Genomic DNA, 12,628 nt, shown 5'->3' on the forward strand with positions numbered 1-12,628 from the left:
AACTTCCAAGGCAATTCTGTTCAATTTCGATTATGATTCTAACAATAGTTGTAGCTCAGACCCGAGTCAATTCATGCGAGAAATCATTCTTATATCATTTTTAGGACCTGACCAGCCTAATCAATTTACACGATTAATGCAGGTTTTGTCCGCCCATTCCCTACAGATTTTAGATGTGGGGCAAGCGGTTATTCATAATCAGTTAACCTTAGGTATTGTTGTAGCGTCTGATGACCAAACGGCGACAGCATTAGCCATGAAGGAAATCCTGATTCTAGCACATGATATCGGGTTAACTGTGCGCTTTAAACCGATCTCTGCGACTGAATATGATCAGTGGGTCAAAGAGGGTGGGCGCACACGTTATATCGTAACGGCATTGGCCCCTGAATTAAATGCCTCTCATTTGCAGGCCGTGACCCAGATTGTCTCGGCTCAGGGTTTTAATATTGAAACCGTAACCCGTCTGTCTGGCCGTCCGGCCCTGGATGGCAGCAGTACCGGTCCGAAACGTGCCTGTATCGAATTTGGTTTAAAAGGACAAATGCTGGATGCCGCAGCCATGCGTGCTGCCTGTTTGCGTTTGTCCAGTGAACTGAATGTCGATGTTGCGGTTCAGGAAGACAATGCCTATCGCCGTAACCGCCGTCTGGTCTGCTTTGATATGGACTCGACCCTGATCGAACAGGAAGTGATTGATGAACTGGCGATTGAAGCAGGGGTCGGTGCGCAGGTTGCTGAAATCACCGAACGCGCCATGCAGGGTGAACTTGATTTTCAGGCCAGTTTCCGTGCCCGTGTGGCTTTATTGAAAGGCATGGATGCATCGGTACTGCCGAAAATTGCCGAGCGCCTGACCATTACCGAGGGTGCTGAACGCCTGATTTCGACTTTGAAAGCATTGGGTTACCGTACTGCAATTCTGTCGGGTGGTTTTCAGTACTTTGCCGAATATCTGCAAGGCAAACTGGATATTGATGAAGTGCATGCCAATGCGCTTGATGTTCAGGATGGTGTAGTCACGGGTGAAGTCAAAGGTCATATTGTTGATGGCGCGCGTAAAGCTTTATTGCTTGGCGAAATTGCCAAAGAGATGGGAATTTCCCTGGAACAGACCATTGCAGTCGGTGATGGTGCCAATGACTTGCCAATGTTATCGATTGCAGGACTCGGTGTGGCTTTCCGTGCCAAGCCACTGGTGCGTCAAAATGCCACGCAGGCGATTTCCAGTGTCGGTCTGGATGGCGTGCTGTATCTGCTCGGGGTACACGATAAAGACCTGAATCAGGCATAAACACTATTTTTGATAGAATAAACGCGACCTCAGGGTCGCGTTTTTTGATTGCCTTTGAACCAGGGTGACCAAGCCAGCAGAGAAGGTTGACTATAAAAACATCGATCATCTTAAACGGAAAAATAATTTTTTCAGTCAATAACAGCCCTGATAATTTTGTAATGACACGCCAACATTGACGCAGTCATTGATCCACAAAAATGCCAAAAGCAAAAAATGTAATGACAATATAATATCGCGACAAAGTATGTCGTGAGACCAGATCACAGGACTTTTTTTATGCAAAAAACTCAGCATAATGCAGGCATAGAGATACAAATCAACAGATTCCATTTTATTGATTGAACGAAATTCAATAGATAGAACCGTTGCAATATCAAACAGGCAAACTATCTATTTGGATGGAGGGGTTTATATGGTAACAGCGAATTTAGCAACGATCGTGGGCTTCAGTTTAGTCGCTGCAGCTGTAGTTGCTGTGTTCTTCTCGCCTTATCGTCGCTGGTTGAGTTTTATGGCAGCCGGGATGTTGGTCTGGGGCTTGATTGAGATGATTCGTGTAGGCACACAAGCCTGGTTTGATCTGCCAATGACCTATAGCTATCTGAGTGCATTGACAGCAGTCATGATGGTGGTCACTTTCTTATTATTGCGTGAAGACCGTCGTGCAGAGCGTGCCTTGGCAAAACGCCGTTGTATCGAACATACGCCAGTCTATGAAGATGATCAGCAGCAGCTTTCGAGCCGTTAAGTCTACAAATCGCAAAGAAAAAATGCACCCACGGGTGCATTTTTTAGCTTAGAAATATGATACAAACTGCTTAATCAACCTAGCCAAGAATTATGCTAGGATATTTGTCAATTTTCGTACAATTAGAATAGGCATCCTCCATGAAACTGTCGTCCATTCCTGTGTTAAAACTTCCTCTTATTGATATGAGTACAGATCCACTGGACTTGTTGGTCGCGGGTCTGGCTTTACGTATGAAGCAATTGGCACGTACCAGCCCAAAATTTATTGAACTGGTACATGAGCGTCAATTCCGGATCCAGATTGGCACAGATGAAGGTATGGCACGTCAGATCATTGTCAATAATGGCCAGATTGAGACGGTTTCAGGTGATGCAGAGAAAGCAGATTTTGTATTGCAGTTTGCTGATAGTGAACAGGGTGTAAAGACCTTGGTCAAAGGTGACCCGACAGCATTCATGACCGGTATGCAAAGTGGCACCATCAAAATGGAAGGTGACTTTGGCCTGCTGGTCTGGTTTAACCAGGTGGCGAAGATGATTCCACCCAAATTGCCCAAACCGGTCAAAGAAAAAATTAAATTTGCCCGGGCGTTTATTAAAGAAAAAACGGGTAAATAAAACTCTGCTCCTGACTTCCTCTCCTTTTTCAAGGAGGGCTGAGGGCAGGATTCAGCCAGTTTCAATCTGGGTAATGCCAGTCAGTTAGGGAGTTTAGATCTAAGCTCCTTAATTTTTTAAATCTTTTGCAGAAACAATTATTTTCTAATCTTGCGGTACAATACACCTGATGCCCCAGACCGTTGGGGATGAGGTTTCCAGCTACCCCATATCATTATGAATAACAATAATAAAAAACCAGACAGTTTCCTGCCTGATCTCGATTACTGAATCTGAGGGCTTTTTAATGTGGAAAATAATGTCGCTATTCAACTTCTAAATTAAACGTCACCGGCCCATCATTGACCAAATGTACTTTCATATCCGCTGCAAAAATACCAGTTTGTACATGTTCAAATTGTGACTTTGCATAGTCAACCAGTTGCTCATACAGCTCTTTTGCAGCAGCAGGTGGCATGGCAGGGCCAAAATCTGGACGTAAACCTTTTTGGGTTTGCGCCATCAGGGTAAATTGCGAAACCAGCAGTAAACCACCTCCGGCCTGACCGACATTCCAGCCCATTTTGCCTTGTTCATCATCAAAGAATCGGTATTTCAATATCTTATCAATCAGCTTTTTACCTTTTTCCAGATTGTCGTCCTTGCCCAGGCCCAGAAAAACCAGAATTCCTTTATTTATTTCGCCCGTGGTTTCACCCTCGACCATGACTTTAGCTTCTAAAACTCTTTGTAATAAGGCACGCATTTTACATATTGACTGATAACGATAGATGGGCGTGATTGTAGCAAGAATAAAACCTGAAGCAGTATCAGATGCTAATTTTTATGAGTTTTAAATATTTGAAAATCAATTGATTAATTTTTATAAATTCATTAAAACGATTGAAGTGATAAAAATAATCTGTTTTAACAATTTTTAGTTTTTATATATCTTAGCACCTGCAGGAAAGGTAATAAATTGAGAGATTTAGAAATGTTTAAGCGTTCATTACTGGTTGCAATGCTTGCAACTGTCACAGCCACACAAGCTGCTCCTCTAACTAAAGACAATGGTGCGCCAGTCGGTGATAACCAGAACTCAATCACAGCAGGCCCAAATGGTTCAGTCTTGCTTCAAGACGTTCAATTGGTACAAAAACTACAACGTTTTGGTCGTGAGCGTATTCCGGAGCGTGTGGTACATGCGCGTGGTACAGGGGCTTATGGTGAATTCGTTGCAACTAAAGACCTGTCTGACTTAACAATTGCTTCTCTATTCAAGACCGGTACTAAAACTCCAGTTTTTGTACGTATGTCTACGGTAATTCATGGTAAAGGTTCACCGGAAACCCTGCGTGACCCGCACGGTTTCGCGATCAAGTTCTATACTCAAGAAGGGAATTGGGATCTGGTCGGTAACCAGACACCGGTATTCTTCATCCGTGATGCGATCAAATTCCCGGACTTCATTCATGCAATGAAGCCAAGCCCGGTGACAAACGTACAAGATGCCAACCGTGTATTTGACTTCCTGTCGAGCCAGCCATGGGCTACCAACATGCTGACTTATGTGTACGGCAAACAAGGTGTGCCCACTAGCTACCGCGAACAGGACGGTTTCGGTGTACATGCTTACAAGCTATATAACGACAAGGGCGAATACAAATATGTGAAATTCAACTTCCGCTCGCAACAAGGCGTGAAGGGTTTGAATGTGAAAGAAGCTGCCGTGCAACAGGGCAAAGACTTCAATCACTTGACCAATGATCTTTATAACAACATTTATGCCGGCAACTTCCCGAAATGGGATCTGCATATCCAGGTACTGGATCCAAAAGATCTCGGCAAGTTTGATTTTGATCCACTTGATCCCACCAAGATCTGGCCAACTGACTTAGTTCCAGAAGTGAAAGTGGGGACATTGACCCTGAACCGCATGCCAAAGAATTTCTTCAATGAGACTGAACAGTCGGCATTTGCACCAGGTAATCTGGTTCCGGGTATTGAGCCATCGGAAGACCGTCTGCTACAAGGCCGTATCTTCTCTTACTCAGATACGCAAATGTATCGTCTGGGTGTGAATCACCAGCAAATTCCGGTGAACCGTCCAGTGGTTGCTGTAAATAACAACAACCAGGAAGGTTATATGAACGTGTCTGAGCGTGATTCGGATGTGAACTATGAGCCAAGCCGCAAAGAGCCAAAAGCTGCAACTGCAAAAGCACGTGCGGTACAAACACCATTATCGGGTCATGTACAGCAAATCGGTGTGAAAGAGCAGAACTTCAAGCAGGCAGGTGAGCTGTACCGTTCGTATACTGCCAAAGAGAAAGATGACCTGATTATGAACCTGGCTGCGGACTTAGGTGCAGTAAAAGATTCAGAAACCAAGCACATCATGTTGTCTTATTTCTACAAGGCAGATACCGACTACGGTACACGTATGACCAAAGCGGTGAAGGGCAACATCGCAACGGTCAAAGCCAAAGCAGCACAACTTAAAGACTGATTTCGATTGGTCGATCAGGATTGGTGACTAGGGTTTAAGAATTCACCTCCGCAAAGTCCTGTAGAACTCCAAACCTTTCCTGCACCCTAGGGGGAGTTCTACAGGCACTCCGTTTTACTCATCTTATCTAATCTGAATAGAATCATTTTCGATTCATGTCTCTATTTGATTTCTGTTGGAGTTCATTATGAAAGCTATGCAGCATGCTGTTTTAGCCAGTATTCTCGCGATAGGTTCCATATTCGCAAACGTGGCCACCGCCAAGGAGATCTCCCCCGCTAAAACTGTGGACAATGTTCAGATGAGCTCACAACAGGAATTAATTGCGCTGTTTTTTGCCGCAGCCAAAACCGGCAATGACGAAGTGATTCATGAATTTCTAAAGTATGGTTTTCCGGTTGATGTACGCAATAGTGCCGGTTTTACCCCACTGATGATGGCGACCTATTATGGCCATCAAACTATTGTGACGACCTTGCTCAATCATGGGGCTGATCGTTGCGCCCGCGACAATAAAGGCAATACCGCATTGATGGGGGCACTGTTTAAAATGGAATTTGCGATTGCCAAACAGCTGCGTCAGGTCAACTGTGATGTCCAAGCCAAGCAGACCGGGCAAAAGACCACAGCTGAATTTGCCAAAGTGATTGGTCAGGAAAAACAGCTGCAGAAAATCATTCAGGAACAGGGGAAAACCCAAGGCCAGTTGTCAAAATAAAACCCATTATACTCTGATACTTTTGTCGCGAATTCAGCTAGCTGTACGTAAATCCTGCAATATTACATAAAATTTTATGCTTTAATGTTGAGATAAGCACAGCGATATTTCCTTAGTTATGGCTCCAATTATCCGTTCCCTGTTAGATACTGACTTGTACAAATTCACCATGTTACAAGTGGTATTACACAAGTTTCCGCAAACGCATAGTGTCTACCATTTCCGTTGTCGTAATCTGGAAGATACAGTCTATCCACTGACGGATATTCTGGATGATCTCAATCATCAACTTGATCTGTTGTGTCAGCTCAACTTCAAAGAAGACGAGTTGCAATATTTAAGAAGTCTGCGTTTTATCAAGAGCGATTTCGTCGATTATCTGGAACTGTTTCAACTGAAACGCCGTTTTATTCAGGCCAGTATCGATAGCGAAGGTCGTTTAGATATCACCATTGAAGGCCCGATGGTTCAGGCGATGATGTTTGAAATCTTCGTACTGGCAATTGTCAATGAACTGTATTTTAGCCGGATCCGTAGTCCTGAAGTGCTGGCTGAAGGTGAGCGCCGTTTACAGGCGAAAATACAATTATTAAAAGAATACGATGCATCGCAACATCCACATGATCCGCCATTTTTAGTGTCGGATTTTGGAACACGTCGCCGTTATAGTTTCGAATGGCAAAAGCATGTGGTAGAAGAATTCAACAAGGCTGCACCACATGTCTTCCGTGGTACCAGTAATGTGTTATTGGCGAAAGAATTGGGAATTACCCCGATTGGCACCATGGCGCATGAATTCCTGCAAGCATTTCAGGCGCTTGACGTGCGTCTGCGTAATTTCCAGAAATCTGCGCTGGAAACCTGGGTACAGGAATATCGTGGTGATTTAGGTATTGCCCTGACTGATGTGGTCGGTATGGATGCTTTCCTGCGTGATTTTGACCTGTATTTTGCCAAACTGTTTGACGGCCTGCGTCATGACAGTGGCGATCCCTATGTTTGGGGCGACAAGGCCTATGCACATTATAAAAAACTGAAAATTGACAGCAAAACCAAAATGCTGACTTTCAGTGATGGTCTGAATCTGGAAAAAGCCTGGAAACTGCATCAATACTTTAAAGACCGTTTTCAGGTCAGTTTCGGGATTGGCACCAACCTGACCAACGACATGGGCCAAACCCCCTTAAATATCGTATTGAAACTGGTGGAATGTAACCGTCAGTCGGTGGCAAAAATTTCGGACAGTCCAGGCAAAACCATGACTGATAATGATACTTTCCTGGCTTATTTGCGTCAGGTTTTCGAGATCACTGAACCTGCTTAAGCACATTTTAGACATGAGCAATTTTAAAAACCGCTTCGCTACAGGGGCGGTTTTTTTATACGAGATGGATTTTTAGCATGACTTATCTAAAATCCTGCTAATCATCTTAAAAGAAACCGCATAAGTGTAAAAATGAGCTGTGCTAAGATCAAAACAATTTGACCCATCATAGCCATGATAACGATGACAGCTTCAGCTTTTAATTTTGGTCTGCTGATCGAGGCAGAAGATTTAGTTCCCTATTTGGGCCATGAAAAACTTCGTATTGTCGACCTCAGCCGGGCTTCTGTGTATGAGCAGTTGCATATTCCACATGCCCTGCATTTACAACCCAAGCTGCTGGTTCGTCAGGAAGATCATACGATGGGGCTATTGCCGGATGTAGAAGGCTTGCAGGCCCTCATTGCTTATCTGAATATTTCGCCTGAGCATCATGTGGTGGCCTATGATGATGAGGGCGGGGCGTGGGCCGGGCGTTTACTCTGGAATCTGCATTGTCTGGGTTTTGAAAATACCAGTCTATTGAATGGCGGGATTCATGCCTGGCTAGGTGCAGGTTTGCCAACCTCGTCCGATCAGGAAATATTTAGCCCGGTGAGTCATTTAGTTCCTGTCAATCTCGAGCAAAAATCAGAGTTTCAGATTGACTATGATGAATTACACCAGCTCATTGAAAATGAACAAGTTCAACTGTGGGATTGCCGCACTGAAGATGAATATACTGGCCTGCGTCTGGCAGCGCGCCGCGGCGGTCATATTCCGGGAGCACGTCATTTTGAATGGAGTACTGCACTTAACCGGCAAAATCATTTAAAATTGCAGCCTTTACCACGTACTCAGCAGCGTCTGGAACAACTGGGCTTTGATTTGACTCAGCCGGTTGTGGTGTACTGCCAGTCCCATCATCGCTCAGGTTTGGCCTATATTCTGGGCCGTTTACTGGGCTGGAAAATTCGAGCCTATGATGGTGCGTGGAGTGAATGGGGCAATCGCCTCAATAGTCCAATCGCTACAGGGGAGGTGCCATCTTGAGCATCACATCACGTTTAAAACAACAGTTTTTTATTAAAGCTCAACGATTAGTACCGCAACATCGCCTGTCTCGTGTGGTCGGCAAAATTGCTGCCAGCGAAAACCCGATTATCAAAACGGCTGTAATTACTGCCTTTAAGGCACAGTACGGCATTGATATGTCGATTGCTGAACAGGCCAATGCCTTGAAATTCAAATCATTTAATGAATTCTTTACCCGTGCCCTGAAACAAGGGATTCGTGCAGTTGATCTAGATGCCAGCAGCATTGTTTCACCTGCAGATGGGGCGATTTCCCAGCTGGGTAAAATTGAAAATGGCGATGTGTTTCAGGCCAAAGGTCAAAAATTTACTGTAGAAGCGCTGATTGCTGACCCGCAACTGGCTGAACCCTTCAAGAATGGTGAATTTGCGACAGTATATTTGTCACCACGTGATTATCACCGTGTGCATATGCCATTTGCAGGGACTTTGACTGAAACTTTGTATGTACCAGGGGAACTGTTCTCGGTCAATCAGGTCACGGCAGAAAACATTCCGGGTCTGTTTGCCCGCAATGAACGCATGGTCTGCCTGTTTGATACTGAAATTGGCCGTATGGCCGTGGTCTTGGTTGGTGCGATGATTGTGGCCGGTATCGAAACGGTGGCTACTGGCAAGGTTAAACCTTCTGGTCGGATCGAGTTAAACCAGCATGATCTGTTCCTGGAAAAAGGTGCGGAACTGGGCCGGTTCTACCTCGGTTCAACTGCAGTGATTTTATTTGAAGAACATAAAATGCAGTGGGATGCCGCTTTCAAGGCCAATTCTTTGGTGAATATGGGTGAAGCATTGGGGCATAGGGTTTAAAGATTTTAGCCTCTTGTATCCTCCCCCTTTTTCAAAGGGGGATCGAGGGGGATTAATCCTGAATGATATAAATCCTCCCTTGCGGAGCAATGCTCCTCACCCTTTTCCAAAGGGGGGAAGGATACAAAAAAAGCGCCATCAGGCGCTTTTTCTCATTTAAATCTTTAGCGTTTCACCACAATCGAATCAATGCCACTGTGTTGCAAGGTCTGCTGGGCAATCAGTGCCGCATCAGCCGAGTCATAAGGGCCTGAGACCACGCGATACCAGACTTTGCCATTTTCTACGCTTCTGACCACATCAGCAGACAGGCCATTCAGAATAATTTCCGCACGGCGGGCATCGGCCTGATCCGGATCATCAAAGCTGCGTACTTGCAGAATATAGCTGACCGGAGCTGTAACCGGTGCTTCGCTGACTTCTAAGCCAGGTTCAGTGCTTGCTGCAGCTTCAGGAACTTCAGGTCGAGGTGCTTCTACAATCACCACAGTATCCTGTCTTTTAGCTTCAGGTACCGCCTGTTCAGGAATCGGAGTTACTTGTTGTTGTGGCAACAAATCGTAAAAACGGTAATCCTTATTGGTGTCTTCTTCCTGGACAGATGCTGCAGTCGTTTGAGTTTTAGGCTTAACCGGTTCCCATGGCTTCCACAACATCAGTGCCATTAAAAAACTCAACACGATTAAAATGATCACGAGTGTGCCGAGCCAGGTCGGAATCAGTGGCTTTTTAGGCTTATTCGGTCTTTCAGATACACCGCGTTGCGTTTTTCCAAACACTTGGGATTTCCTCTATATGGGGTTGCCTCATAGAAAAGGCATAACAGTGGTTATGCCTGACTATTATTTCATCCTATGTGATTAAGATCCAAATGTCATTATTTAGATCAAACTGCACACCAGATTTATACTTGAGCTATTTTTCAAATAGCTGGCAGAATCTAGCCAGGTATTTTTTGAACAGCTAAAACAACAGTTTTCGTTGTGGCTTCGAGTAGAGCTTTTGTCTTGCGAGCATGCAAAACAATCTATACATGCTTACTCAAGCGAAGCTTTCGCCTTGCGAGCATGCAAAGCGGTGCTTTGCTTACATGCTCTCAGGCGCAGACACACCTAAAAGTTCTAAGCCATTACGCAATACCTGACGTACGTTCACTGATAACAGTAAGCGCGCCTGAGTCAGTTCAGCATCATCACCGAGTACTTTATTGTCGTTGTACCAGCCGTGGAACAAGGCTGCCAGCTCTTTCAGGTAGTTGCCGATTTGATGTGGCTCATGGCTGTTTGCAGCACGCACCAGAATTTCTGGATAGGCAGCCAGTTTAGCCAGAACTTCAGTTTCAGCATCCAGCTCGAGTCGGGCCGCTAGAGTACGCGCTGCCGCAGCGTCAAAATTCACGCCTGTAGAGGCCGCTTTTTCTAACATACGGCAGATTCGGGCATGCGCATACTGGATGTAATATACAGCGTTATCTTTGCTTTGCGACACCGCTAAGTCTAGATCGAAATCGATGTGTTGTTCAGATTTACGCATCACATAGTAGAAACGTGCAGCATCGTTGCCGACTTCTTTGCGCAGATCACGCAAGGTCACGAACTGACCTGAACGAGATGACATTTGTACCATCTCGCCACCGCGCCACAGGCTAACAAACTGAACCAGAAGCACCGTTAATTTCTTCGAGTCATAGCCCATCGCATCAATCGCTGCTTTTACACGTGCGATATAACCGTGGTGATCGGAACCCCAGATATCAATAATATCGGTATAGCCACGTTGTAATTTATTCAGGTGATAGGCAATGTCAGAGGCAAAGTAGGTGGTCTGGCCATTGCGGCGTTTCACCACACGGTCTTTTTCATCACCGAATGCAGTCGATTTAAACCAGATGTTGCCATCCAGTTCATACAGGAAACCACGCTGATCTAAGGTCTGTAAGGCCTCTTCAATTTTGTCTGTCAATGATTCTTCGCTGAACCATTGATTGAAAGTCACACCAAATTCGCCGAGGTCATCTTTAATATCATCCAGAATTGCTTTAAGCGCGGCTTGCAAGAATACGCGGTAGCCTGTGCCAATTAAGGCTTGTGAGTTAAAGATCAAACCATCGATGTGTTTTTCTTTATCGCCAGACAATACGACTTTATTGCCATCTGCATCTAATTCAGCAGCAAATTGCACATCTTCAGGCACGTCTTTATACACGTCAGCCACAGGACGGACATAGGCATTGCCATCCTGGTCAATAATGCTTTGCGCGATTTCTTTAACGTAGTCACCTTGGTAGGCATTTTTCGGGAACACCAGTTCCTGACCATTTAACTCTAAATAACGCAGGTAAGTTGAAGTGGCCAGAATGTCCATTTGACGGCCAGCATCATTGACATAGTATTCGCGATCTACTTTGGCACCAGTCGCCTCTAAAAGATTGGCAACGGTCATGCCATACGCGGCACCACGACCATGACCCACGTGCAGGCTAGAGGTCGGATTGGCAGAGACAAATTCAACCTGAATGCGTTTGTCCGCATTGACCTGGGTGCGACCATAAGCATCTTGCTGTGCTTGAATTTGATCGAGTACCACAAAGCGCTGGTCTGCATTGAGGAAGAAGTTAATAAAACCAGGACCTGCGATTTCCGCTTTGCTGATATCCGCCACTTCAGGAAGAACAGCAAGCATTTTTTCTGCTAAATCACGCGGCTTCATACCCGCAGCTTTAGAGGCAATCATCGCGATATTTGAGGCGAAATCACCGTGTGTTCGGTCTTTGGTACGCGTCAAACTACTGCTGTTTTTCCAGTCAGATGGGAGGACACCTTCAGCTTGAAGGGATTGCACTGCATGTTCTAGAGCTGCTTGGATTGCCGTGTTCATAATCAGTCGAAAATAAATGTCGCAGAAAAACAGCAAATATAGCAAATTTCATGCTCTTTAGGTAAAAGCATTTCTAGGGAATAAAAATTATACGATCACTCCACAGATTTTTTACAATCTGGTCTTTGGGAGAATGTGATCAATCGGGTGAAAATAACATCAATTTTAATAAAAATGCACCTTCAGAAGTATAAAATTTGGCTTATATTAGTGATCTTAAAATATAGAAAAAGAGCAGTCCGTGGATTCGCAACAACATCCGACCATTATTGGCAATATTCCTAAACTTCCGGCGAAATGGGCACTGATTATTGTGCCGTTTATCTTGTCTGGTCTGATGAGTGGCATCATTTCCATGATCAATATGCTGCGCAATTTAGGCTGGATTGATGGATTCATGCCACTTTGGTTTCACAACTGGATGATTTCCTGGGCAATTGCCTTTCCAGTCGTGTTGACCTTATTGCCTGTTGTCCGCAAATTTACCGGACTATTGGTGGATATGTCCGGCCCTCAAGCACCGAAGTGATTGATTAAAACAACTCTGACAATAGTAAGGGTTTCAGCCTTTTAAAAATGCCGATGTAAAAATAGGGCAGGCAAGTTTTATTTTTAAGGTTGGGCTGATTTTATTCTGTCCCCAAACAGCCTGAATCTGTTGAAGAGCCAAGCTGTA

The 12,628-nt window shown here is 44.8% G+C and carries 12 protein-coding genes; 9 read left to right on the forward strand and 3 right to left on the reverse strand.

Features of this window, described 5'->3' with window-relative positions:
- Positions 1-73 precede the first annotated feature (73 nt).
- From serB to FTU95_RS06555, 3 genes are all read left to right on the forward strand, one after another.
- A complete protein-coding gene (serB, locus tag FTU95_RS06545; RefSeq protein ID WP_074383828.1) occupies positions 74-1,294 on the forward strand; it encodes a phosphoserine phosphatase SerB in 1,221 nt (406 codons plus the stop codon).
- A 415-nt stretch (positions 1,295-1,709) separates the two neighbouring features.
- Positions 1,710-2,045, forward strand: a complete 336-nt coding sequence (gene aciT / locus FTU95_RS06550; protein WP_074383829.1) for a ciprofloxacin tolerance protein AciT — start codon at positions 1,710-1,712, stop codon at positions 2,043-2,045.
- Between the two features lie 140 nt (positions 2,046-2,185).
- Positions 2,186-2,665, forward strand: a complete 480-nt coding sequence (locus FTU95_RS06555) for an SCP2 sterol-binding domain-containing protein (protein ID WP_005173328.1) — start codon at positions 2,186-2,188, stop codon at positions 2,663-2,665.
- Positions 2,666-2,969: 304 nt separating this feature from the next.
- Here FTU95_RS06555 and dtd read toward each other — a convergent pair whose 3' ends face one another.
- The gene (gene dtd, locus FTU95_RS06560) at positions 2,970-3,410 is read right to left on the reverse strand and encodes a D-aminoacyl-tRNA deacylase (protein ID WP_005173326.1); all 441 of its coding nucleotides are present in this window, start codon (positions 3,408-3,410) and stop codon (positions 2,970-2,972) included.
- Between the two features lie 228 nt (positions 3,411-3,638).
- Here dtd and FTU95_RS06565 point away from each other — a divergent pair, with 228 nt between their 5' ends.
- From FTU95_RS06565 to asd, 5 genes are all read left to right on the forward strand, one after another.
- Positions 3,639-5,153 carry a catalase gene (locus tag FTU95_RS06565; protein WP_100329536.1) on the forward strand — a complete coding sequence of 505 codons (1,515 nt, stop codon included), beginning with the start codon at positions 3,639-3,641 and terminating at the stop codon, positions 5,151-5,153.
- Between the two features lie 187 nt (positions 5,154-5,340).
- Complete coding sequence (locus tag FTU95_RS06570) at positions 5,341-5,871, forward strand: ankyrin repeat domain-containing protein (protein ID WP_100357002.1); 531 nt, start codon at positions 5,341-5,343, stop codon at positions 5,869-5,871.
- 118 nt (positions 5,872-5,989) lie between these two features.
- Positions 5,990-7,195 (forward strand): nicotinate phosphoribosyltransferase, encoded by a 1,206-nt coding sequence (pncB, locus tag FTU95_RS06575; RefSeq protein WP_100357001.1) that lies wholly within the window; start codon positions 5,990-5,992, stop codon positions 7,193-7,195.
- A gap of 183 nt (positions 7,196-7,378) precedes the next feature.
- Complete coding sequence (locus FTU95_RS06580) at positions 7,379-8,227, forward strand: sulfurtransferase (RefSeq protein WP_074383834.1); 849 nt, start codon at positions 7,379-7,381, stop codon at positions 8,225-8,227.
- Positions 8,224-9,075, forward strand: a complete 852-nt coding sequence (asd, locus tag FTU95_RS06585; protein ID WP_100357000.1) for an archaetidylserine decarboxylase — start codon at positions 8,224-8,226, stop codon at positions 9,073-9,075. The genes FTU95_RS06580 and asd overlap by 4 nt, the downstream gene beginning before the upstream one ends.
- 164 nt (positions 9,076-9,239) lie before the next feature.
- On the opposite strand, the gene FTU95_RS06590 is transcribed toward asd, so the two are convergent.
- Entirely contained in the window at positions 9,240-9,854 is a 615-nt protein-coding gene (locus FTU95_RS06590) for an SPOR domain-containing protein (protein ID WP_074383835.1), read from the reverse strand.
- A gap of 307 nt (positions 9,855-10,161) precedes the next feature.
- Entirely contained in the window at positions 10,162-11,952 is a 1,791-nt protein-coding gene (argS, locus tag FTU95_RS06595; RefSeq protein WP_180077930.1) for an arginine--tRNA ligase, read from the reverse strand.
- Between the two features lie 241 nt (positions 11,953-12,193).
- Here argS and FTU95_RS06600 point away from each other — a divergent pair, with 241 nt between their 5' ends.
- Positions 12,194-12,481, forward strand: a complete 288-nt coding sequence (locus tag FTU95_RS06600) for a DUF2798 domain-containing protein (protein WP_074383837.1) — start codon at positions 12,194-12,196, stop codon at positions 12,479-12,481.
- Positions 12,482-12,628 lie beyond the last annotated feature (147 nt).

The sequence above is a fragment of the Acinetobacter sp. YH12208 genome, assembly GCF_013418055.1.
In the GTDB taxonomy this organism is placed as follows: Bacteria; Pseudomonadota; Gammaproteobacteria; order Pseudomonadales; family Moraxellaceae; genus Acinetobacter; species Acinetobacter pseudolwoffii.